Here is a 23,541-nt window from a genome sequence, read left to right on the forward strand (position 1 = left end):
TGGGCCTTTGATATCAATAACTACCTTTTATGCGTGGCTCATTTTTGCCTGATTTAAACATCGCCAGTCGTTGATCCAGGGCATCACTGTAGAGCATCGTGTCAACGCCAACAGCGACAAAGTTCGCTCCCCATGCCAGGCATTGCTGCGCCATATCAGGAGCCACAGCCAGAAAACCAGCCGCTTTACCCGCAGCACGGATCCGCCGAATACAGGTTTCAATAATTCGCTGCACTTCCGGGTGCCCGGCGTTATCCGGGTAGCCCAACGAGGCAGAAAGATCTGCAGGTCCAATAAACACGCCGTCAATCCCTTCGACGTCGAGGATTTCGTCCAGGTTATCCAGTGCTGTTTTACTTTCCACCTGCACCAACAGACAAAGCGAATCGTTGACTTGCGCCATGTAATTCTCAATGCGTCCCCAGCGCGCAGCCCGTGCCACACTGGCCCCGACACCACGCTCACCGTAGGGAGGATAGCGCGTGGCAGACACCACCTGACGTGCCTGATCGGCAGTATCGACCATCGGGATCAGTAGAGTTTGCGCGCCAATATCCAGGACTTGTTTAATCAGCGACTTACTGGCTTCCACCGGACGGATCACGGGTTGGCTGGCATAGGGCGCTACCGCCTGAAGCTGGTGATAAAGATCCTGAATGGTGTTTGGCGCGTGCTCCCCGTCAATCAGCAACCAGTCATAACCGGAGGTGGCGGCAATTTCTGCCATATAGGCAGTCGTTGAGCTTAACCACAGACCAATTTGCACTTCGCCCTTGCGTAAACGTTCTTTAAAGGGATTGGTTAATAATGCGTTCATGGTGTTCCTTAACCTATTAATGATGTGCCACGTCGGTCTGCGCAACAGTGCGATTTACACGCAGAGTGAAAATAATCAGCGAACCGATGACCGCCACCGCTGCCAGCGTCAGTAATCCCGCCGCATCGCTGGAAAATAACGTTTCTGCTTTCACGCGCAGGATCGGGGCAATAAACCCGCCCACTGCACCAAACAGGTTTACAAAACCAATCCCCGCAGCCAGCGCCGTACCGGAAAGCAGTTGTGTCGGCATCGTCCAGAACACCGGCTGCACGGCAATAAACCCGATGGCTGCAACACACAGCGCTACGATCGCCAGTACTGGAGAAAGCAGCCCGGACAGACCAATACCAATGCCCGCCGCCAGTAATGTCAGCGCTGCGACATTACGCCGTTCGCCGGTTTTATCGGAATAGCGCGGAATAAGCCAGGTTCCAAACAAGGCCGCAACCCACGGAATGGCGGTGACCACCGACGCCGTAAAGCCCACTTTTGTCCCCAGCAATGCAGCAACCTGCGTCGGCAGGAAGAAAATTAATCCGTAAACCGCCACCTGAATGGTCAGGTAGATAATCGCCAGTTGCCAGACTCGCCCATTACGCAGCGCATCGCTCAGTCGGGAAGTCACTTTCTGTTGTTCTTCACTTGCCAGTTGGTTGATAAGCAACGTTTTTTCTTGTTTACTCAGAAAACGAGCCTGCTCCGGCGAGTCATCAAGCCAAAAGAATGTGAATACACCAGCGCCGACTGCCAGCAATCCTTCAATCACAAACATCCAGAACCAGCCGGGATGCCCCATAAATCCATGCATCTCCAGCAGCGCGCCGGAAAGCGGTGATCCCAGTGTTAACGCCAACGGTGCGCCCATATAGAACAGCCCCATAATGCTGGCGCGATTACGCTGCGGAAACCATTGCGAGGTGAGATAAATCATACCAGGGAAGAACCCGGCCTCCGCAGCACCAAGCAGAGTGCGAACGATCAGAAATTTCGCTTCAGTATCGGCCCATGCCATGGCTGCCGAAAGAAATCCCCACAGCAGTGTTGTCGTACCAATCCAGGTTCTTGCCCCCAGTTTGCGCATCAAAAGATTCGCCGGAACACCCAGAAACGCGTATACCACAAAGAAAATGCCTGCTCCCAGCGCATAAGCTTCATTACTCAGCCCGGTATCAATCTGGTAGGTCTGTTTGGCAAAACCGATATTCGAACGGTCGAGAAACGCCAGCACATACAGCGCCAACATAAACGGAATTAAACGCGCACGATTTTTCTTCACCACGGCGTCAAGCAAAGCGGTGCTCATAAAAAGCTCCTTAGAGTATGTGGGCGTTACCGTTGTCACAGCAACGCCCGGATTGTTTAGTGGCTGTAGGGGCGTTTCAAATTACAGTCACGATTGAGTTCGACGCCGAAACCGGGTTTATCAAGCACTGATTTATGAATACGACCATTCACCGGCACTGGCTCATTAAGCAGAATCGGATCAAATTGCGGACGCATCGTTGAACAATCCGGGCTGGTCATCAGGAATTCGCTGAATGGCGTATTGGTGAAGGTGATCACCGCATGGTGAGAGTAAACAGACGAACCGTGTGGCACCACCAGTTGCCCTCTGGATTTGGCGATTGCGGCAATTTCCACCAGCGTGGTTAAGCCACCGCACCAGCCAACATCCGGCTGCATAATGTCGATACCGGTTTCTGAAAGCGTACGGAAAGATTGCAGTGTGCCGTGGTGCTCACCGCTGGTGACCATCATCCCCGCTGGTGCGTTGCGTTTCAGTTCGCGATAACCTTCATACTGCTGTGGCGGCAGGCACTCTTCGATCCATTTCAGGTTATAGGGCGCGCAAGCGTGGGCCAGTTTGGTGGCATAGTTCACGTCCTGACTCATCCAGCAGTCGAGCATTAACCAGAAATCCTCACCGCATTTTTCACGCATATCCGCGACCATAGCGGCATCTTTGCGGATCCCCGCATCGCCATCATGTGGCCCCCAGTGCGTCGGCATTTTGCCACCGATAAAGCCCATCTCTTTTGCCAGATCCGGACGCGCACCTGTGGCGTAGAACTGAATCTCATCACGAACTGCGCCGCCTAAAAGTTTATAAACCGGAAGCCCGACCACTTTGCCGAACAGATCCCACAGAGCCAGATCGACACAGGAAATCGTATTCATCACCAGGCCACCAGAGCCGGAGTAATACAGGGTGGCATTGAGCATTTGATCGTGGATCAGTTTGATATCACTGACACATTTACCCTCAATGAAACGGTTAAGGTGTTTTTCGACAATAAAACAGCCCATTTCACCGGCTGTCGAAACGGCGAATCCGGTCTGGCCGTTTTCTGCTTCGACTTCAACAATCAACGTGCCAAGAACGTTAATGCCAAATGACTGGCGTGACTGCTCATAATCGCGGTATTTACTCATCGGGGTGGCAATATGATCGTCAATCCAGTGATTCGCCCCCTGGTCGTGATAATCACCACCGCCAGCGCCTTTTTCTGCTGTCGCACCGCCAGTAAACCAGGCGCGAACCTGTTTGATTTTTGGTAGGGTCATGCTGTTCTCCATTGTTATGAGGCCTGTAAGTCAAAGGGACTTTTCCATCCCAACAGACGTGAAATATCCCTGGCGCAGGCAATGGCCTTGCCCGCCAGATAATCACGGTATTCTTCATTGATTTGTAAGCGGGTACCGACCACCGAGATCGCAGCGGTAAGCTCGTTATTGGCGTTAAACACCGGCGCAGCGACACAACGGACATCGGCGTAATCTTCGCCGTTGTCATAGCTCCAGCCCTGACGGCGAATACGCGCCAGTTCTTCGTGAAGTTGCTGTGGATGAGTAATCGTTGTGGGTGTCGCCTGCTCCCAGATCAGCCCTTCGATAATACTTTGCTGTACAGCTGCAGGTTGCCAGGCAAGCAGGCATTTACCTATTCCGGAGCGATAAAGCGAAAGGCTTTTTCCTTCATGGGAACGCACGCTGATAGTGGCTGATGACTCCACTTTCAAAATGTAATAAGCGCTGCCGTTATCAATAATCCCCAGGTGACATAACAGCCCGGTGGTATCCATCAGTTGCGTCAAACGCGGTCGAGCCAGTTCCCGGAGATCCATCTTGCTTAACGCATGACCGGAAAGCTCCACCAGCCTGGTCCACAAACAAAAATTTTCCTGGTGATCAAGACTAAGAAAACGCTGACGCCTGAGTTCATTAAGCAGCAAATAGGCCGTGCTTTTAGGGATCCCCAATGTGTCAATGATCGTCGCAGCACTACAGGGGCCAATGCGGGCAATCAAATTGAGAATATCAATAGCCCGTGTCAGGGCGGGAACTTTGCTTGATTCCAACATACTGGACTCCAGTCTTAGATACTGGAATCAGTCTCGTTGCTCAGGGGGAGTAAAATTGTGAAGCGCATCAAATCCCGCTCCTCGTCCAGCGGACTGGAGAAATTACGCACAAATTTGTGAATTAGCGCACGGATTTTTTCTTATTGAGTACAACAGGTTGGACAAATTTTGCCGGAGGGGGAATGTGCCGGTGCAGTAAACCGGCACAGAGTGGCGGAATCAGACAGATAAGGTCATGGACTCAACAACCTCAATCCAGCCATGCTCACTGGCGATGTCCTGGTCGTTTAACCAACGGCGCAGCATATTCAGTGCCATCATTGCGCACACTTCCTGACGGATAGCCTGGCTGTAGCGCGTAGTGCTGAAACGCACACGCAGAGCGAAAGTGCCGTCTGGCGTGGCTAGCGCAAAGTTGAGATGCTCGTTCTCGAAACCCGAAACAGCCAGTGCCAGCCCGGCAAAATGGTTGGCCCGCCGTTCTGTCATCCAGTGCGCAGTTTGCGCCAGGGTTTCTTCCTGTGAAGGAACCACTTCACACGCCAGCAATGGAGCACCTGCGCGAGAAAGTTGCAAAGCCAATAAACCGCCGGTGAATTGCTCGCTCAACGTCAGGCTGAACTGGCGGTTTTGCAATTCGCGACTGATCTGCGCGGGCAGTCCTTCGGTGCCTTCGAAAATCACGCTCTGTCCGGCAACACGTTTAACGTCCAGCCACAGTTTTTCCATCGCCTGTTGCTCGCTTGCCGGTCCGGTGAGTTTCAGTTCGATGATAGGCATTGAGGAGCGATAGCCCATTGTTACGCCCGGCGGCAGTTGTAGAGTGTCCAGGCTTTGTGCCAGATCGCTTTCCGAACGACCAAAGGTAGTCAAACGCAGACAAACCGGCGGCTGCGGTAAAGAAAAACGCTCGCGCAAGCGCGGCAGGATTTCGTGCTCGACCATCACCTTAAATTCTGACGGTACGCCGGGGGTAAAGAACATCAGGCAACGATTGAGCTGCACGGCAAAACCACAGGCGGTGCCTACCGGGTTATTGATAAATTCAGCACTGGCAGGTAGCTCCGCTTGTTTACGGTTGCTCGGTGCCATTACTCGTCCACGTTCGTGGAAATAGCGTTCCATCTCTTTGAGCCAGGCTTCATGCAACACCAGGCCTTCACCTTTTGCTGTCGCAGCGGCGAGTGCGCTTAAATCATCACTGGTCGGCCCCAGCCCGCCGTTAACGATCAGCACATCGGCGTGCTGACTCCGTTCGCGAAGAATGGTGACTAAGTCATCAAGGTTATCCCCCACCGTATTGCGGCGAGATAATGGCAACCCCTGGTGAAAGAAAAAATCGGCCAGCCAGGCAGCGTTAGTGTCAACGATTTGCCCGTGTAACACTTCATCCCCGGTGGATAACATTTCCACTTTTAACATGGTTATCTCCTGCTTTTGTTATCGAATCACTATAACGCAAAGGGAGATAAGGCGTAGTAAGAAACTGAATGGCGCGGCAGAATGCCGCGCCGGAAGGGATCAGAAACTGGCGTTAACCCCCACATACGGGCCGTCAGCCACGGCGTTGTCGCGGTTACCGTCTTTACCCGACAGATTCAGGTAGCGATAACCCGCCTCAATACTGACTGGACGCATAATGGTGTAACGCGCGCCAGCATTCGCTTCCTCATAACTTTGAATACCGCTGGAGAGCGAATCCGGGGAGTAATAATACTCGCCAAACAGACGGAAACTGTTGCCAATTTTCCACTGCAAACCACCTCCTACCGCTGCGGCATAACCTTCATCGCCGTAATTCGGGTTGGTGTAAACGCCTTTTCCGCCAACGGTCGCCATTAACGGCCCGAGAGGCAGATTCAACCCCAGCCCCACGCCCGCGACGTCACCGTCGTCGTCGTTATGTGTCCAGTTACCGCTTAACGCCAGGCCCGTCGATTCAGTCCCAAAACCGACACCAATATTGGTGTATTCTTTACCCGCCTGACCGCTGATGCTCATTGCATTGACCGATGCAGAAACCAACAGCATTCCGGCCAGACCTGCTAGCGCAATTTTTTTCATATCCCCTTTCCCACAAGCAATTAATCAAAATTCCCAAAGCTGCGGGATTGTACTGCCTGGCACAGAGGATTCAATGAGCGAAAAAAGGGATCTAGTCACTTATTGTAACTAAATACTTCTTAAATAATTAAACGCCGAAAAAATAAACACACTTTATCGATACACACAAAAATAATAATAAGTACAGTTATCATCGCAAAAGAGATTACTGTCACTTTCACATATTTCTGAGTTACCGTATTCTCATGGTTTCTTTTTATTTATAAGGAATACCCCTGTGCGACAACGGACTATTGTATGCCCTTTGATTCAAAATGATGGTGCTTATTTGCTGTGTAAAATGGCCGACGATCGCGGCGTTTTCCCCGGTCAATGGGCGCTTTCGGGTGGCGGCGTGGAGCCTGGCGAACGAATTGAAGAGGCACTACGCCGCGAAATTCGCGAAGAACTGGGAGAACAGCTGCTTTTGACAGAAATCACGCCGTGGACCTTCAGCGATGATATTCGCACCAAGACGTATGCAGATGGTCGCAAGGAAGAGATTTATATGATTTACCTGATTTTTGACTGCTTTTCTGCCAACCGAGAAGTGAAAATAAACGAAGAGTTTCAGGACTACGCGTGGGTAAAACCTGAAGATCTGGTGCATTATGATTTGAATGTCGCCACCCGAAAAACGTTACGTTTGAAAGGTCTTCTGTAACAATGATGACAGCCATTACTGGCTGTCAGATTGAAAATTTAGTGGTTAACGAATTCCCCATCCAGATAAACTTTGCCTTTTTCCACATGCATGACTAAACCATCCAGATAATCGGGTTTAAATGTCGCATCACGCTTATCTTTAGCAATATATGTCAGGCAATGATTATGGGTGAAAATAACGATATTTTTATCAGGCGCTTTGCTTTGTAAGTCCTTAATTGCACTATAAATCTCATTACCGCATTGAAGAAGTCGTTTATCTACCGTCAGCTTTTTACCCGCTGAAAACCAGGTCGCCGACTGAATGGTCCGGACGGTATTACTGGAATAAAGATCGAAATCAGGGATATCAGCACTAAAAGCGTTGCCCAGTTCACGGGCATCCTGGGTACCTTTGACCGTAATACCTGTTTTATCTGACAAGCATTGATTGGTTGAACGATCGCAACGTTCAGCATGGCGAAACAAAACGACAACCGGATGCTGCTGTGCCAGTCTGGCCAGCGTTTTATTGTCGATACGTGGCAAACCATTGCTACTCCAGGCGGCATGAGTACCCAGTCCGGCAATTGCAGCGAGCGCCAGTAAAATGATGAAATATTTTTTTGACTTCAACGAAGATCGGCAAAAAGCTAACACGTAAACTCCACCTATAGACAAGCGCAACCAGACAATTACCGTGAAATTGAGCGACATTTCTGGCGATAATTAGCAGTTGGTGTAATATTAAAAATCCTGCGATGCCGGCAAAATGCCTCAAAATTTTGCCAAATGCAAAGCCTAAATAAGAAAAAATATAAAAATTTCAATATTTACGTCTAATATTAGTTTCTTAAGGTTAAGTTAATATTCTATCCTTAAAATTTTGCTCCAAATGGCAAAATATACACAACACTCTTTATAGCAAATATAAGTGGACAGGTATTCAATGGCGGAAGGAAAAGCAATGTCAGAATTTTTGCCTTTTTCGCGACCAGCAATGGGCGTGGAGGAACTCGCTGCAGTTAAAGAGGTTCTCGAATCCGGTTGGATCACAACCGGTCCGAAGAATCAGGCGCTTGAACAAGCCTTTTGCCAGTTGACGGGAAATCAGCATGCCATCGCGGTCAGTTCAGCCACCGCCGGAATGCATATCACGCTAATGGCGTTGGAAATTGGCAAGGGCGATGAAGTGATTACGCCTTCCCTGACCTGGGTTTCAACCCTCAATATGATCTCCTTGTTGGGTGCAACGCCGGTAATGGTGGATGTCGACCGCGATACGCTGATGGTCACGCCTGAAGCGATCGAGTCAGCCATTACGCCACGCACTAAAGCCATCATTCCGGTGCATTATGCCGGTGCGCCAGCAGATATTGACGCCATTCGCGCCATTGGCGAACGTTACGGCATCGCAGTTATCGAAGATGCTGCCCATGCCGTCGGTACGTATTACAAAGGGCGACATATTGGCGCAAAAGGTACCGCTATTTTTTCATTTCATGCCATTAAAAATATTACCTGTGCTGAAGGTGGCCTGATTGTAACTGATAATGAAAACCTTGCCCGCCAGCTACGGATGCTGAAATTTCACGGTCTGGGTGTCGATGCCTATGACAGACAAACCTGGGGCCGTGCACCGCAAGCTGAAGTCTTAACACCGGGCTATAAGTACAATCTGACCGATATTAACGCCGCGATTGCCCTGACACAGTTAGCAAAATTAGAGCACCTCAACACCCGTCGGCGCGAAATTGTCCAGCAATATCAGCAAGCACTGGCAGCTCTCCCCTTTCAGCCATTAAGCCTTCCCGCCTGGCCGCACGTTCACGCCTGGCATCTGTTTATTATTCGTGTCGATGAACAACGTTGTGGTATCAGTCGCGATGCGTTGATGGAAGCGTTAAAAGAAAGAGGTATTGGTACCGGGTTACATTTCCGCGCCGCTCACACACAAAAATATTATCGCGAGCGTTTTCCCACGCTGTCGTTACCGAATACCGAATGGAATAGCGAACGCATCTGTTCGTTGCCGCTGTTCCCGGATATGACCACCGCCGATGCCGACCGCGTCATCACAGCCCTTCAGCAACTCGCAGGACAATAAGCCATGTTTGAAATCCACCCTGTTAAGAAAGTCTCGGTGGTTATTCCCGTTTATAACGAGCAGGAAAGCTTACCGGAATTAATCAGGCGCACCACAAAAGCCTGTGAATCACTGGGGAAAGAGTATGAAATCCTGCTGATTGATGACGGCAGTAGCGATAATTCCGCGCATATGCTGGTCGAAGCCTCACAAGCGGAGGGCAGCCATATTGTGTCTATCTTGCTTAACCGCAATTACGGGCAACATTCAGCGATTATGGCGGGATTCAGTCACGTCACCGGCGACTTAATTATTACCCTTGATGCCGATCTCCAGAATCCGCCAGAGGAAATCCCCCGTCTGGTGGCAAAAGCCGATGAAGGTTACGACGTGGTAGGGACTGTACGCCAGAACCGCCAGGACAGCTGGTTTCGTAAAACGGCATCGAAGATGATTAACCGGCTTATTCAGCGCACCACCGGCAAAGCGATGGGTGACTACGGTTGTATGCTGCGCGCCTATCGCCGTCATATTGTCGATGCGATGTTGCACTGCCATGAACGCAGTACCTTTATCCCGATTCTGGCGAATATCTTCGCCCGCCGTGCCATTGAAATTCCAGTGCATCATGCCGAGCGTGAGTTTGGTGAATCCAAATACAGCTTTATGCGCCTGATTAATTTGATGTACGACCTGGTGACCTGCCTTACCACAACGCCGCTACGTATGCTGAGTCTGCTCGGCAGCATTATTGCGATTGGAGGTTTTAGCATTGCGGTGCTGCTGGTGATTTTACGCCTGACCTTCGGACCACAATGGGCGGCAGAAGGCGTCTTTATGCTATTTGCCGTGCTGTTTACTTTTATTGGCGCTCAGTTTATCGGCATGGGATTACTCGGTGAATATATCGGCAGGATCTACACCGATGTCCGCGCCCGCCCCCGCTATTTTGTTCAGCAAGTTATCCGTCCATCCAGCAAGGAAAATGAATAATGAAAACCGTCGTTTTTGCCTACCACGATATGGGATGCCTCGGTATTGAAGCCCTGCTGGCTGCCGGTTACGAAATTAGCGCCATTTTTACCCATACTGATAATCCCGGTGAAAAAGCCTTTTATGGTTCGGTTGCCCGACTGGCAGCGGAAAGAGGCATTCCGGTTTACGCGCCGGATAACGTTAATCATCCACTATGGGTGGAGCGCATTGCCCAACTGTCACCAGAGGTGATTTTCTCGTTTTATTATCGCCATCTTATTCACGACAAGATTTTGCAGCTCGCTCCTGCAGGCGCATTTAATCTGCATGGTTCACTGTTACCAAAATATCGTGGTCGCGCGCCGCTGAACTGGGTGCTGGTGAACGGTGAAACGGAAACTGGCGTGACATTGCACCGAATGGTGAAACGTGCCGATGCTGGGGCCATTGTAGCGCAACTGCGCATTGCCATTGCGCCAGACGATATCGCCATTACGCTGCATCATAAGTTATGCCATGCCGCGCGCCAGCTACTGGAGCAGACATTACCCGCCATTAAAGACGGTAATATTCTGGAAATCGCCCAGTGCGAAAACGAAGCCACCTGTTTTGGTCGCAGAACGCCAGAAGACAGCTTCCTCGAGTGGCACAAATCGGCAGCAGTATTGCATAACATGGTGCGTGCAGTCGCCGATCCGTGGCCGGGTGCCTTCAGCTATGTTGGTAATCAAAAATTTACCGTCTGGTCGTCACGCGTGCATTCTCATGCGCCCGCAGCACAACCGGGGAGCGTGATTTCTGTTGCGCCACTGCTGATTGCCTGTGGCGATGGCGCGCTGGAAATCGTCACTGGACAGGCGGGCGACGGCATTACTATGCAGGGCTCGCAATTAGCCCAGACGCTGGGGCTGGTGCAAGGTTCACGCTTGAATAGCCAGCCGGTCTGCGCCGCCCGACGCCGTACCCGGGTACTCATCCTCGGGGTGAATGGCTTTATTGGCAACCATCTGACAGAACGCCTGCTGCGCGAAGATCATTATGAAGTTTACGGTCTGGATATTGGCAGCGATGCGATAAGCCGTTTTCTGAATCATCCGCATTTTCACTTTGTCGAAGGCGATATCAGTATTCATTCCGAATGGATTGAGTATCACGTCAAAAAATGTGATGTCGTCTTGCCTTTGGTGGCGATAGCCACGCCGATTGAATATACCCGCAACCCGCTGCGCGTATTTGAACTCGATTTCGAAGAGAATCTGCGCATTATCCGCTACTGCGTGAAGTACCGTAAGCGAATCATCTTCCCGTCGACTTCAGAAGTTTATGGGATGTGTAGCGATAAATACTTCGATGAGGACCATTCTAATTTAATCGTCGGCCCGGTGAATAAACCACGCTGGATTTATTCGGTGTCTAAACAATTACTTGATCGAGTGATCTGGGCCTATGGCGAAAAAGAGGGGTTACAGTTCACCCTCTTCCGCCCGTTTAACTGGATGGGACCGCGACTGGATAACCTTAATGCAGCGCGAATCGGCAGCTCCCGCGCGATTACGCAACTCATTCTCAATCTGGTAGAAGGTTCACCGATTAAGCTGATTGATGGCGGAAAACAAAAACGCTGCTTTACTGATATTCGGGATGGTATCGAGGCGTTATACCGCATTATCGAAAATGCGGGAAATCGCTGCGATGGCGAAATTATCAACATTGGCAATCCTGAGAACGAAGCGAGCATTGAAGAACTGGGGGAGATGCTGCTGGCGAGCTTCGAAAAACATCCGCTGCGCCATTACTTCCCACCGTTTGCGGGCTTTCGTGTTGTCGAAAGTAGCAGCTACTACGGCAAAGGATATCAGGACGTAGAGCATCGTAAACCGAGCATCCGCAATGCCCGCCGCTGCCTGGACTGGGAACCGAAAATTGATATGCAGGAAACCATCGACGAAACGCTGGATTTCTTCCTGCGCACCGTTGATCTTACGGATAAACCATCATGACCAAAGTCGGCTTACGCATTGATGTCGATACCTTTCGTGGCACCCGTGAAGGCGTGCCGCGTCTGCTGGAAATCTTGAGTAAGCATAATATTCAGGCCAGCATTTTTTTCAGCGTCGGCCCGGACAATATGGGCCGCCATCTCTGGCGACTGGTGAAGCCACAGTTTTTGTGGAAGATGCTGCGCTCAAACGCGGCATCGCTTTATGGCTGGGATATTTTACTGGCAGGTACGGCCTGGCCAGGTAAAGAGATTGGTCATGCCAATGCCGATATCATTCGTGAAGCTGCTAAATACCACGAAGTCGGCCTGCACGCCTGGGATCACCACGCCTGGCAAGCCCATAGCGGCAACTGGGATCGGCAAACGATGGTCGACGATATTGCACGAGGCCTTCGTACCCTGGAAGAGATTATCGGCCAACCAATAACCTGCTCCGCTGCCGCTGGCTGGCGTGCCGACCAACAGGTGATCGAAGCAAAAGAAGGGTTCCATTTGCGCTACAACAGCGATTGTCGTGGGGTGATGCCGTTTCGTCCCTTGCTCGACTCAGGAAAACCCGGCACTGCGCAAATCCCGGTGACCTTACCCACCTGGGATGAAGTGATTGGTCGGGATGTGAAAGCAGAAGATTTTAACGGTTGGTTACTCAACCGCATCCAGCGAGATAAAGGCACGCCGGTTTACACCATTCATGCCGAAGTTGAAGGCTGCGCTTATCAGCATAATTTTGTGGATCTCCTGAAACGCGCAGCTCAGGAAGGCGTGACATTTTGCCCTTTAAGCGAACTGTTATCAGGGACGTTGCCGCTCGGACAAGTTGTTCGCGGAAATATTGCCGGACGTGAAGGCTGGCTGGGTTGCCAACAAATGGCGGGTAGTCACTGATGAAATCGGTACGTTACCTTATCGGCCTCTTCGCATTTATTGCCTGCTATTACCTGTTACCGATCAGCACGCGTCTGCTCTGGCAACCTGATGAAACGCGTTATGCGGAAATCAGTCGGGAAATGCTGGCTTCCGGCGACTGGATTGTGCCTCATCTGTTAGGGCTACGTTATTTCGAAAAACCCATTGCCGGATACTGGATTAACAGCATTGGGCAATGGCTATTTGGTGCGAATAACTTTAGTGTTCGGGCAGGCGTTATCTTTGCGACCCTGTTAACCGCCGCGCTGGTGACCTGGTTTACTCTGCGCTTATGGCGCGATAAACGTCTGGCACTACTCGCCGCTGTCATTTATCTCTCGCTGCTTATTGTCTACGCCATCGGCACTTACGCCGTGCTCGATCCGTTTATTGCATTCTGGCTGGTGTCGGGAATGTGTAGCTTCTGGTTGGCAATGGATGCGCAAACGTGGAAAGGTAAAAGCGCGGGATTTTTACTGCTGGGAATCACTTGCGGCATGGGGGTGATGACCAAAGGTTTTCTCGCCCTTGCCGTGCCGGTATTAAGCGTGCTTCCATGGGTTGCAACGCAAAAACGCTGGAAAGATTTCTTTATTTACGGCTGGCTGGCAATCATCAGTTGTGTACTGACGGTTCTCCCCTGGGGGTTAGCAATAGCGCAACGGGAGCCTGACTTCTGGCACTATTTTTTCTGGGTTGAGCATATTCAACGCTTTGCAATGGATGATGCTCAGCATAGAGCTCCGTTCTGGTACTACTTGCCGGTCATCATTGCCGGTAGCCTGCCGTGGCTGGGATTACTCCCCGGAGCACTGTACGCAGGCTGGAAAAACCGCAAGCATTCCGCAACCGTCTATTTGTTGAGCTGGACGATAATGCCGCTGCTGTTTTTCTCCGTCGCTAAAGGCAAATTGCCCACCTATATTCTTTCCTGCTTTGCACCTCTGGCAATGCTGATGGCGCATTACGCTTTGCTGGCAGCAAAAAATAATCCTCTGGCGCTGCGGATTAATGGCTGGATTAACATCGCTTTTGGTGTCACTGGCATTATTGCCACATTTGTGGTCTCCCCATGGGGACCAATGAACACGCCAGTGTGGCAAACCTTCGAGAGCTATAAAGTCTTTTGTGCCTGGTCGATTTTTTCGCTATGGGCATTTTTCGGCTGGTACACCTTAACAAACGTCGAAAAGACCTGGTCTTTTGCCGCGCTTTGCCCGCTGGGGCTGGCGTTGCTGGTAGGATTTTCAATTCCTGACAGAGTCATGGAAGGAAAACATCCGCAATTTTTTGTCGAGATGACACAAGAATCACTGCAGCCAAGCCGCTATATTCTTACTGACAGCGTCGGCGTTGCCGCAGGTCTGGCATGGAGCCTGCAACGCGATGACATCATCATGTATCGCCAGACGGGTGAGTTGAAATACGGCCTTAATTATCCGGATGCGAAAGGGAGGTTTGTCAGCGGTGATGAGTTCGCAAACTGGCTTAATCAACATCGTCAGGAGGGGATTATTACACTCGTGCTTTCGGTTGACCGCGATGAAGATATCAACAGTCTCGCCATTCCGCCCGCAGATGCCATCGATCGTCAGGAGCGTCTGGTGCTGATTCAGTATCGTCCCAAATGATCTGGCTAACATTAGTCTTTGCCAGCTTGCTTAGCGTTGCCGGGCAGTTGTGTCAGAAACAAGCAACCTGCTTTGTGGCGATAAACAAACGGCGCAAACATATCGTGCTGTGGCTGGGACTGGCGCTGGCTTGTCTTGGTCTTGCCATGGTGCTCTGGCTGCTGGTCTTGCAGAACGTACCGGTAGGCATTGCCTACCCGATGTTAAGTCTGAATTTTGTCTGGGTGACGCTGGCTGCAGTAAAACTGTGGCACGAACCGGTATCGCCGCGTCACTGGTGTGGGGTGGCGTTCATTATTGGTGGCATTGTGATCCTCGGGAGTACCGTGTAATGGGCCTGATGTGGGGATTATTCAGCGTCATTATCGCCTCCGCTGCGCAATTAAGCCTGGGTTTTGCGGCGAGTCATCTGCCGCCGATGACGCACTTATGGGATTTTATCGCGGCGCTGTTAGCTTTTGGCCTGGATGCCCGGATACTGTTACTCGGGCTGCTGGGTTATCTGCTTTCCGTTTTTTGTTGGTATAAAACACTACATAAACTTGCACTAAGCAAAGCCTATGCCTTGCTCAGTATGAGTTATGTGCTGGTATGGATTGCTTCAATGGTACTTCCCGGCTGGGAAGGAACTTTTTCGCTGAAAGCACTACTGGGAGTAGCCTGTATTATGAGCGGGTTGATGCTGATTTTCCTGCCCACGACAAAACAACGTTACTGAGTTTTCCCTGCCACTTTACACTGCCGTTCCCACTCATCGGGGCTATAACTGCTTGCCGAGAGGACTTTCACCGTATGCAGCTTTTCACGATTAATACAATAAAGCGCATTCTGCAAAGGCGAGAGTAAATCCCCCACTTTCACGGCGAAGTCACTCTTCACTTCGGCGATCATTTTTATCGCGCCGCCAGCATCGCAGAGCATAAGTACATGTCTGTTATCTTGTTTATTGCAGCACGATTTTTTGACCAGCCATTCCATTGCATTATCCTGTTTGATAAGAGTTTTCACATCAATTTACAGATTAACAGATAAACCTATTATCAACGGCAATGGAATGGCAAAATTGCGAAGTGAAACTAATGATTTCTTAATCCTGGCGTTGCACCCACTCTTTTAACGCCTGACGTGAAATTTTAATACCGCCGTTTTTCAGCTCCGGCGGCAAAGTCAGCCAGCGCACCGGTTGTTGAAAACGAGCCAACTTGTCTTTCACCCATTCGTCAAGATCAACGGTTTGCTGGTCATACTCCACCACCGCTACCGGCCGATGACCAAACTCCTTGTCGGCAACGGGGACGATAAACACCTGCAAAACCGCAGGATGTGCAGCAATAACGCGCTCGACTTCTTCCGGCTGAATACCCTCACCGCCACTGAAGAATAGATTGTCTAAACGTCCGACAATGGTCAGCTTGCCATTATGCATCTCACCGCGATCGCGCGTGGCGTACCAGCCTTCGTCATTAACCAGTGGAACCCGTTGCCCGTTACGCCAGTAACCTTCTGCCATACTGGCAGCCCGCAGCCACACTTCATCATTAACGATTTTCACTTCCCGACCCGGCAGCGGCGAACCAACGTCTGCCAGACCGTCGGCTTCTTTCGCACACACCGTGGAGGCAAACTCGGTCAGACCATAGCCGCAAAAGCAACGAATCCCCTGCTCGCGCGCCTGTTCCGTCAACTCGACCGGGATAGCCGCGCCGCCAAGTAAAACCGCTTTCAGGGAAACGGAACTACGGTTAACCAGCAAACGCCAGAGTTGTGTTGGCACCAGTGAAGCGTGAGTACAGCCTGCCAGCATTTGCTCCAATGGCTGTTTATCACGCACCGTCATCCGCGCACCAGCGTATAACCAGCGCCACATAATTCCCTGACCGGAGACGTGAAACAGCGGTAAAGAGAGCAACCAGTCATCGTGATCGCCAAACGGAATCAGCGATAACACCCCTTCGGCGCTGGCAAGATGAGCCTGATAAGTATGAACAGCGGCTTTCGGCAAGCCAGTGGAACCAGAGGTTAACGTCATTGAGCACAGACGCGTCGGCTGCCACGCAGCGGCATGTGCGCCTTCAACCAGCTGAATGTGCAGCGACGCTAACGCCGGAAACGTGTTTTCCCCTTCCGGCACCAGCGCAAATTGCAGCGTCAGATTGGGCAGCAATTCCTCAAGCAGCGGTTGCGGCAGCTGAGGGTTCACGGGCAACACCCGCGCCCCGCATTGCAGTAACGCCAGCCAGGCGAGCAGCGTTTGCGGCGTATTCCACGCCCGCAACATCACGCCGCTGCCCTCAACAACGCCCTGCGCCACAAAGCCGGAGGCTAATTCATCGACGCGAGCACAAAGCTCGCGCCAGTTAAGTTGCTCGTCATTAAGACGTAAGGCGATGGCTTCTCCCCGCACTTGCCGCCAGTGACGCCACGGCCAGTCAGAGAAGATCATAACAGCCGCTCCAGTGCATCAACTTCCACTAACGGTAGCGGGCTACCCGGCCAGCGACGAACCTGCTGCGCCTGCATCAGATCCAGCGTGTCCAGCCCCGGAATGGTGTCTGGCGTTAACCAGGCGGCAATCCGCGCCAGTTGCGTTAAGCCTAAGCTCGACTCAATAGAAGAACTGATCACCGCCGTCAGCCCCAACGCGTGCGCCGCCTGCACCTGCTCGCGTACTTTATCCAGGCTGCCCGTGAGCGTGGGTTTGATAACTACCGCGCGCACACCTTTTTCCGCCACAAAGGCAAAATCCGGCTCACGCAGGCTTTCATCCCAGGCAATGGCAATGCCGGTTTCACGGGCAAACGCACGCGAATCATCGCGGGTTTTGCACGGCTCTTCGAGAAAAGCAATGCGGTGGCGATAATCCGGGTTAACGTATTTGGCAAACTGCTGGCCTTTCAGCGGTGTCCAGGCGCGATTCGCGTCAAGACGCAAATGCAGATCAGGAACCGCCTCCAGCAACAGATTGACCACCATGCCGTCGCGCACGGCTTCGTACAATCCCACTTTGACCTTCGCCACTTTCTCACCAGGCATATCGGCAAGTTTGAGGATCAGATCGTCAGGATCGCCATTACACAGTGGTGCCGCACGGTAATTGGCCGCCTGCGGGAGCGTATCTGCCAGTTCCGCCAATGCACAGCTTACGCCAAAGGCCACGGAAGGCATCTGCGGTAATTCGCAATCGCCTGCCAGCCAGTTATTTACCCAGGCAAGCAGCACGCTTTGCGCCTCTTCCCAGGTTTCCTGGCTGAAGCCCGGCAGTGGGGAGATCTCCCCCCACCCTTCGCGCTCGCCCTCACGCAGGCAAACGTACAGCCCGTCGCGGGTTTTTAACCGCCTGTCGCGCAGAACCACCCCCGCGTCCATGGGGATCTGCCAGCGGTATACCTGCGCGCTACGCATTACGGATTCCGTTTAAATTTGCTGAAGTCAGGCTGACGTTTCTGGTTGAAGGCGTTGCGACCTTCCTGACCTTCTTCCGTCATGTAGAACAGCATGGTGGCGTTGCCCGCCAGCTCCTGCAGACCTGCCTGACCGTCACAGTCGGCGTTCAGTGCAGCTTTCAGGCAGCGCAGCGCCATCGGGCTGTTTTGCAGCATTTCACGGCACCAACGCACGGTTTCTTTTTCCAGATCCGCCAGCGGTACCACGGTGTTTACAAGGCCCATATCCAGCGCCTGTTTCGCGTCGTACTGACGGCACAGGAACCAGATTTCACGCGCTTTTTTCTGCCCAACAATACGCGCCATATAGGAAGCGCCCCAGCCGCCGTCGAAGGAACCGACTTTCGGGCCAGTCTGACCGAAGATGGCATTATCAGCCGCGATAGTCAGGTCGCACATCATGTGCAGAACGTGACCGCCGCCGATGGAGTAGCCAGCCACCATCGCGACAACCGGTTTCGGACAGGTACGGATCTGACGCTGGAAGTCCAGCACGTTCAGGTGATGTACGCCGGAATCATCTTTATAGCCGCCGTAATCGCCACGCACTTTCTGGTCACCACCGGAGCAGAACGCTTTATCGCCTGCACCAGTCAGAATGATCACGCCGATGTTGTCGTCATAACGCGCATCCGCCAGCGCCTGGATCATCTCTTTTACCGTCAGAGGACGGAAGGCATTGCGCACCTGCGGACGATTAATGGTGATTTTTGCGATACCGTCGGTGGATTTTTCATAACGAATGTCCTCAAAACCTTCGGAGCAGTCGTGCCATTCAACCGGTGCGTAAAGCATTGCTTCATCAGGATAAATCATATTGTGTCCTTTAGTCAGAAACGCAAGATCTGCGCCAGACTTGCGATTACGCCAGCGGGATTTTCCCGGTGCGCGTTATGTCCGGCGCGAGGAATGACATGGCAGTCGGCAGCCAGTTCCGCCGCCAGAGCGCGGAATTTGCTGTCACGTTCACCACATAAATAATAAAACGCAAATGTGCGGGCGCTAAGGTTAGCACGTAAATCGGGCTGGACGGCGAGAGAAGTCGCCTCCAGCATCGCGGCAAGGGTTGTGCCATTATTGTTGCTGCGCAGCGCCACCAGCTCCCGGCGTTGATCGTCATTGAGCGAGGTAAAAACAGGCTGTTGATACCAGTCGGCAAATACTGCCGTTAATGGTTCTGTGCGAAAACGCTGCGCCCAACGATGATCGGAAAGCTGACGTTCTGCTCGTTGTTCAGCATTTTGCAGCCCCGGATGACCGCCTTCCACAACAATCCCACAAAGCCCCGCCATCTCCTGACAAGCCGCCATCATCGCCACCCGTCCGCCGAGCGAGTACCCCACCAGCCAGAAGTTAAGGATGTTGTAACTAACTAAGGTTTTACGCAGTAAGTCGGTGACATCATCAAATCCATCGACGCTAATTGCCGCCGAACCACCGTGACCTGGGAGATCAACATACAACCGTGAGTAGTCGGCAAACACCTCGCCCACTTCTTGCCATTCATGGCAATCGCCGGAAAAACCGTGCAAAAACACCAGCCAGGGTAAACCTGGTTTACCGTGTTTTGCCTGCGCGTGCAGGATCATAAATGGCTTACCTGCGCCAGCAGTTGCTGGAGGGTTTGCGCACCATCGGTGTCGTTAACCACCATTTCAATTACCGTGGTGGTCGGCGTGCGCCAGGCGTCGGCAAGTGCCGTTTCAAGTTCCTGCCAGTTTTGCGGACGATGATATTTCAGCTCGAACATCGCGGCGGCGTGCTCAAAATGGACGTTTTGCGGCATCAGATAGAAACGCTCGCGCTCGTTTTTCGGCGTTGGCAACAGCGAGAAAATTTGCCCGCCGTTGTTGTTCACCACAATTAATACCAGCGGCGCGGAAACCTGACGTAATAACGCCAGCGCGTTGAGATCGTAAAGAGCTGAGAGATCGCCCACAATCGCCAGCGTCGGTTTGCCGCTTGCCCGCTGAACGCCTGCGGCGGTCGAGAGCAGCCCGTCGATACCGCTGGCACCACGGTTGCTGTACACCGGGTAACCTGCCGGAAGTTGCGAAAGCGCATCAATCAGACGTACCACCAGGCTGTTACCGACAAACAATTGCCCCTGTTCAGGCAGATAGTCGCTGATGCGATGCGCCAGTTGGGCTTCGCCAAACGCATCGCGACGGGCAATAACCGCCTGCATTGCCTGTTCCGCCAGGCGCGGGATTTCAACGCACCAGGGCTGGCGTTTTTCTGCCGGATGTTGCTCCAGCCAGTCGGCAATATTGGCAATTAAGCGACGTCCACGATGGTGTGCCGGATCAAGTCGCCCTTCAATGTCATCAACAATCCAGTACTCTTCGGGTTCACAGCTTGCCTGCCATTGCAGGAGCCGTTTGCCCGTCAGGCTGCTTCCCAGTTGCACCACAATTTGCGCCTGTTGCAGTTCGCTGGTCGCTTTGGCATTGCCTAACCAGAGATCGGCACACGGCAGCGGCTGTCCGGTTTGCGACAGCACGTCGCCAATCAGCGGCCAGCCAAGAGTTTGCGCCCACAGGGCAACTTTTTTGCCCTCTTCCGCACTCATGCGCCCGGCAACCACCACGCCGCGCTTTTGCCGCCAGAAGAACCAGTCGCGCTGTTTTTCACTTTCCAGACGAGGCGCTTCACGCAGCCACGGTTTGTCGTCCTGCCACCAGTCGCCCAGCCGCTGTTGCCAGCTAAGCCCGGTGTCGTCCATTTCGCCATACAGCGGTTCAGCAAACGGGCAGTTGATATGGACTCCACCCGCATGAAGCGTACCGAGAGCATGGTCGATGGTAGAAACCAGCCAACGTGCGGGGATATCCTGGGTCGGGCGCGGCAGTGAAATACTGTGCGTGGGGTGAGAGGCGAACATTCCCGGCTGACGAATTGCCTGATTCGCGCCGCAGTCAATTAGCTCCGGCGGGCGATCGGCGGTTAACAGGATCAGTTTTTCTCCGGTTAACCCGGCTTCAATCAGTGCCGGATAGAGATTTGCTACCGCCGTGCCGGAGGTCACAATCACCGCCACCGGCTGCTTGCTGACTTTCGCCAGCCCCAGCGCCAGATGCCCCAGTCCACGCTCATCGAAATGGGTGTGGTGAATGAATGCGGAATTCTCCGCCGCCGCTAACGTTAACGGTGTAGAACGCGAGCCAGGGGCGATACAGATGTGTCTGACGCCGTGACGCGTTAATGCTTCCAGAATGACCGCCGCCCAGCGTCGGTTAAATGCGCTTACTGACATGAGTTTGTCCGGTATCAATATTGCGGCTAAGTATAAGGAGCTACAAAAATAGATTATTGATATGAATCGGTAATGATGCGACTCATTACTATTCCATTTGTAATAAAGTACGCAGCCCTGCCGCTTTGTTGTCGATTTCCTGCCACTCTTGCTCGGGGTCGGAACCACGGACAATGCCCGCGCCAGCATATAATCGCACGACATTGCCACTGATTTTTGCTGAGCGCAGGGAAACGCAGAATTCGCTTTGTTGTAAAGAGAGATAGCCCGCAGAACCGGCGTACCATTCTCGGGTGAACGGTTCGTGACGGGCGATAAACTGTCGCGCCAGATCGCGCGGTAAGCCAGCAACTGCTGCCGTTGGCTGCAACTGATGTAAACAGATCACATCATCCGCTTTGTTGAGTGCAGTCCAGATACAGCGGCGAAGATGCTGCACTTTACGCAGACGCAGTACCTGCGGCGGTAAAACATCCAGCGTCTGGGTATCGGCCTGCAATCGTTGGCAGATATCTTCCACCACCAACATGTTCTCGCGCTGGTTTTTATCATCCGCCATCAGCCACTCACCCAACCGCTGCGCCTGCTTATCATCAGGATGATTTGCTACCGTTCCCGCCAGCGCTTCGGTACGCAGCGCTTTGTCACGCCGCCGCCATAACCGTTCCGGTGAAGAACCAAGAAAAGCATTTTCGCCATCAAAGGCCATGTAAAAATGGTAGCAATTCAGATTGAGCCGACGACTGGCAGCCATCATCGCTGCCGCATTGACCGGACTTGCGAAATGCAGGTCAGTTGCCCGAGCAAGCACCACTTTGTCGAGCTCGCCTTCGGCGATGGTTTTCGTTGCCAGTTCGATTAATTGCGTCCAGCCCGTTTTGTCCGGCCAGTGTTGTTCTCGCGTGGTGGTAAAATGTAATCCAGGCAAGGGCTTGATACTCACCAGTGTGGCGATAAATTCTTTTGCCTTGATTGCATCGTGCTGAAGGGAGCTTTCGCTGAATAGCGTCAGCCGCAGCGTGGCTTTACCGCTACAGCGTCGCCATTCGAGGCGTGGTAAAAGTAAATTGCCCTGCGACGGGTCAAACGCATTCAACCCCCAGATGCGTAAGTCGGCGTGTTCCGGGTGCTGGCGAAGAAAACGTTGTGCCTGGTCCAACGACGTAAAACGGGTTATCGCACCCAGGACGGCAGCTTCTTCATCACCATTACGTTGTTGCCAGTAGAATTGCGGATACACCTGCTGACTGGCCAGCCAGCTCAAGGCATCAAAAGCGTCTTTGAGAGGGAAAGGAATATCGATAACCCGAATGCCGGGTGTCGCCGGAATCTCTTGCGACAAATGGCGCAGTAGATTTTCCAGCGCCGTAGTAAGTGATTGCACGCGGACCTCTCCCTGTTAAAAGCCTCACATTATACGGGGTACGACAAAAAAAATGCAGTACCCCGGTGTAGGGAGGTTTTAACGGCGTGCCAGCAACAGTCCTAGTACCAGCCCAACGGCCGCACCCACACCAATTCCTTGCCAGGGTTTTTCGTGGACGTAGTCATCAGCACGATAAACTGCCTGCTTCGCCCGATAGTAATAACTGTCTGAAGCCTGGCTAACCCGTTTTTTCACATCATCCAGCGCTTTTTCTGCACGCGCTTTCAGCTCAACATATTTCTGATCGGCGGGATCGCCAGAGGAGCGGAGCACCTCTTCCAGTGTTTCACTAAGTAGCGTCAGGTCGTCATCGATACGTGTATCACCAAACTGATTAGACATTCTCGTTCTCCATTTGCGTAAAACCTGTCACTAACTATAGACAAGGGTTATTGATTACGCCTGAATTACCTCGCGTGCCATCCCAATGTGTGGGATACCATCTTCTTCATAGACCTCCGTCACAGGGATAAAGCCAAAACTCTGGTAGAAGTTTTGCAGATGCGCCTGCGCCCCGAGGTAAACAGGTTTATCAGGCCAGTGACGCGTACATGTTTCGAGTGTTTTACTCATCAGCTGCTGCCCCACTTTTTCGCCACGCAACGCTTCACTGACAATCACCCGACCAATAACGACCGGCTCAAGATCATCATCACTTTTCAGAATCCTCGCATACGCCACCAGTTCATCATTTTTCCAACCGAGAATATGGCGATTATCCCTCGTCAAATCATCACCATCGATATCCTGATAAGGGCAATTCTGCTCAACAACAAACACCGCGCAACGCAGTTGTAATAAGGCATAAAGCTGGGAAACCGATAATTCAGAGTGATGCAGATCTTGCCATTCAATCATAATGCTCTCCTTTTAGATGTATGCCTTA

The 23,541-nt window shown here is 52.2% G+C and carries 24 protein-coding genes; 8 read left to right on the plus strand and 16 right to left on the minus strand.

Going from position 1 to position 23,541, the window contains the following annotated elements:
* Positions 1–13: 13 nt before the first annotated feature.
* From yfaU to ACJHYW_RS04065, 6 genes are all read right to left on the minus strand, one after another.
* Entirely contained in the window at positions 14–817 is an 804-nt protein-coding gene (gene yfaU, locus ACJHYW_RS04040) for a 2-keto-3-deoxy-L-rhamnonate aldolase (protein ID WP_061092620.1), read from the minus strand.
* Between the two features lie 16 nt (positions 818–833).
* Positions 834–2,123 carry an MFS transporter gene (locus tag ACJHYW_RS04045; protein ID WP_001350322.1) on the minus strand — a complete coding sequence of 430 codons (1,290 nt, stop codon included), beginning with the start codon at positions 2,121–2,123 and terminating at the stop codon, positions 834–836.
* A gap of 56 nt (positions 2,124–2,179) precedes the next feature.
* Positions 2,180–3,385, minus strand: coding sequence for an L-rhamnonate dehydratase (rhmD, locus tag ACJHYW_RS04050; RefSeq protein ID WP_001361551.1), 1,206 nt, complete (start codon positions 3,383–3,385; stop codon positions 2,180–2,182).
* A 14-nt stretch (positions 3,386–3,399) separates the two neighbouring features.
* Positions 3,400–4,182: an IclR family transcriptional regulator gene (locus tag ACJHYW_RS04055; protein ID WP_000894183.1), complete on the minus strand. Its 783-nt coding sequence runs from the start codon at positions 4,180–4,182 to the stop codon at positions 3,400–3,402.
* A gap of 219 nt (positions 4,183–4,401) precedes the next feature.
* Positions 4,402–5,604, minus strand: a complete 1,203-nt coding sequence (locus tag ACJHYW_RS04060; protein ID WP_061092619.1) for a nicotinamide mononucleotide deamidase-related protein YfaY — start codon at positions 5,602–5,604, stop codon at positions 4,402–4,404.
* Positions 5,605–5,703: 99 nt separating this feature from the next.
* Positions 5,704–6,246 carry a YfaZ family outer membrane protein gene (locus ACJHYW_RS04065; protein ID WP_000717009.1) on the minus strand — a complete coding sequence of 181 codons (543 nt, stop codon included), beginning with the start codon at positions 6,244–6,246 and terminating at the stop codon, positions 5,704–5,706.
* 277 nt (positions 6,247–6,523) lie between these two features.
* Between ACJHYW_RS04065 and nudI the strand changes: the two genes are divergently transcribed.
* Positions 6,524–6,949, plus strand: coding sequence for a nucleoside triphosphatase NudI (gene nudI, locus ACJHYW_RS04070; RefSeq protein WP_061092618.1), 426 nt, complete (start codon positions 6,524–6,526; stop codon positions 6,947–6,949).
* 38 nt (positions 6,950–6,987) lie between these two features.
* On the opposite strand, the gene ais is transcribed toward nudI, so the two are convergent.
* Complete coding sequence (gene ais / locus ACJHYW_RS04075; protein ID WP_001306469.1) at positions 6,988–7,590, minus strand: lipopolysaccharide core heptose(II)-phosphate phosphatase Ais; 603 nt, start codon at positions 7,588–7,590, stop codon at positions 6,988–6,990.
* Between the two features lie 307 nt (positions 7,591–7,897).
* Between ais and arnB the strand changes: the two genes are divergently transcribed.
* Genes arnB through arnF form a run of 7 tightly spaced genes read left to right on the plus strand, consistent with a single transcriptional unit; the run spans position 7,898 to position 15,248 of the window.
* On the plus strand, positions 7,898–9,037 hold the full coding sequence (arnB, locus tag ACJHYW_RS04080) for a UDP-4-amino-4-deoxy-L-arabinose aminotransferase (RefSeq protein ID WP_023908921.1): 1,140 nt from the start codon (positions 7,898–7,900) through the stop codon (positions 9,035–9,037).
* A gap of 3 nt (positions 9,038–9,040) precedes the next feature.
* Positions 9,041–10,009 (plus strand): undecaprenyl-phosphate 4-deoxy-4-formamido-L-arabinose transferase, encoded by a 969-nt coding sequence (arnC, locus tag ACJHYW_RS04085; protein WP_000461641.1) that lies wholly within the window; start codon positions 9,041–9,043, stop codon positions 10,007–10,009.
* Positions 10,009–11,991 carry a bifunctional UDP-4-amino-4-deoxy-L-arabinose formyltransferase/UDP-glucuronic acid oxidase ArnA gene (arnA, locus tag ACJHYW_RS04090; RefSeq protein WP_000860297.1) on the plus strand — a complete coding sequence of 661 codons (1,983 nt, stop codon included), beginning with the start codon at positions 10,009–10,011 and terminating at the stop codon, positions 11,989–11,991. The genes arnC and arnA overlap by 1 nt, the downstream gene beginning before the upstream one ends.
* Positions 11,988–12,878, plus strand: coding sequence for a 4-deoxy-4-formamido-L-arabinose-phosphoundecaprenol deformylase (gene arnD, locus ACJHYW_RS04095; protein WP_000169740.1), 891 nt, complete (start codon positions 11,988–11,990; stop codon positions 12,876–12,878). Before arnA ends, arnD begins: the two co-directional genes overlap by 4 nt.
* Positions 12,878–14,530 carry a lipid IV(A) 4-amino-4-deoxy-L-arabinosyltransferase gene (gene arnT, locus ACJHYW_RS04100; protein WP_000844075.1) on the plus strand — a complete coding sequence of 551 codons (1,653 nt, stop codon included), beginning with the start codon at positions 12,878–12,880 and terminating at the stop codon, positions 14,528–14,530. Before arnD ends, arnT begins: the two co-directional genes overlap by 1 nt.
* Positions 14,527–14,862 (plus strand): 4-amino-4-deoxy-L-arabinose-phosphoundecaprenol flippase subunit ArnE, encoded by a 336-nt coding sequence (gene arnE, locus ACJHYW_RS04105; protein WP_000638031.1) that lies wholly within the window; start codon positions 14,527–14,529, stop codon positions 14,860–14,862. The genes arnT and arnE overlap by 4 nt, the downstream gene beginning before the upstream one ends.
* Positions 14,862–15,248, plus strand: coding sequence for a 4-amino-4-deoxy-L-arabinose-phosphoundecaprenol flippase subunit ArnF (gene arnF / locus ACJHYW_RS04110; protein ID WP_000523864.1), 387 nt, complete (start codon positions 14,862–14,864; stop codon positions 15,246–15,248). The genes arnE and arnF overlap by 1 nt, the downstream gene beginning before the upstream one ends.
* Here arnF and pmrD read toward each other — a convergent pair.
* From pmrD to ACJHYW_RS04155, 9 genes are all read right to left on the minus strand, one after another.
* Entirely contained in the window at positions 15,242–15,508 is a 267-nt protein-coding gene (gene pmrD / locus ACJHYW_RS04115; RefSeq protein ID WP_001295285.1) for a signal transduction protein PmrD, read from the minus strand. The genes arnF and pmrD overlap by 7 nt on opposite strands.
* Positions 15,509–15,617: 109 nt before the next feature.
* Positions 15,618–16,973, minus strand: coding sequence for an o-succinylbenzoate--CoA ligase (menE, locus tag ACJHYW_RS04120; protein WP_000577584.1), 1,356 nt, complete (start codon positions 16,971–16,973; stop codon positions 15,618–15,620).
* Positions 16,970–17,932: an o-succinylbenzoate synthase gene (gene menC, locus ACJHYW_RS04125; RefSeq protein ID WP_001255616.1), complete on the minus strand. Its 963-nt coding sequence runs from the start codon at positions 17,930–17,932 to the stop codon at positions 16,970–16,972. Before menC ends, menE begins: the two co-directional genes overlap by 4 nt.
* A complete protein-coding gene (gene menB / locus ACJHYW_RS04130) occupies positions 17,932–18,789 on the minus strand; it encodes a 1,4-dihydroxy-2-naphthoyl-CoA synthase (protein ID WP_000639996.1) in 858 nt (285 codons plus the stop codon). Before menB ends, menC begins: the two co-directional genes overlap by 1 nt.
* 14 nt (positions 18,790–18,803) lie before the next feature.
* Positions 18,804–19,562 (minus strand): 2-succinyl-6-hydroxy-2,4-cyclohexadiene-1-carboxylate synthase, encoded by a 759-nt coding sequence (gene menH / locus ACJHYW_RS04135; protein ID WP_000600533.1) that lies wholly within the window; start codon positions 19,560–19,562, stop codon positions 18,804–18,806.
* Entirely contained in the window at positions 19,559–21,229 is a 1,671-nt protein-coding gene (gene menD / locus ACJHYW_RS04140) for a 2-succinyl-5-enolpyruvyl-6-hydroxy-3-cyclohexene-1-carboxylic-acid synthase (protein WP_001329868.1), read from the minus strand. Before menD ends, menH begins: the two co-directional genes overlap by 4 nt.
* Positions 21,230–21,317: 88 nt before the next feature.
* The gene (gene menF, locus ACJHYW_RS04145) at positions 21,318–22,613 is read right to left on the minus strand and encodes an isochorismate synthase MenF (RefSeq protein WP_001191433.1); all 1,296 of its coding nucleotides are present in this window, start codon (positions 22,611–22,613) and stop codon (positions 21,318–21,320) included.
* A gap of 78 nt (positions 22,614–22,691) precedes the next feature.
* Positions 22,692–22,997: a stress response protein ElaB gene (gene elaB / locus ACJHYW_RS04150; RefSeq protein WP_000070621.1), complete on the minus strand. Its 306-nt coding sequence runs from the start codon at positions 22,995–22,997 to the stop codon at positions 22,692–22,694.
* Positions 22,998–23,051: 54 nt separating this feature from the next.
* Positions 23,052–23,513, minus strand: a complete 462-nt coding sequence (locus tag ACJHYW_RS04155; RefSeq protein WP_000574098.1) for a GNAT family N-acetyltransferase — start codon at positions 23,511–23,513, stop codon at positions 23,052–23,054.
* Positions 23,514–23,541 lie beyond the last annotated feature (28 nt).

Source organism: Escherichia sp. WS3063 (genome assembly GCF_046486595.1).
Classification (GTDB): Bacteria; Pseudomonadota; Gammaproteobacteria; order Enterobacterales; family Enterobacteriaceae; genus Escherichia; species Escherichia coli.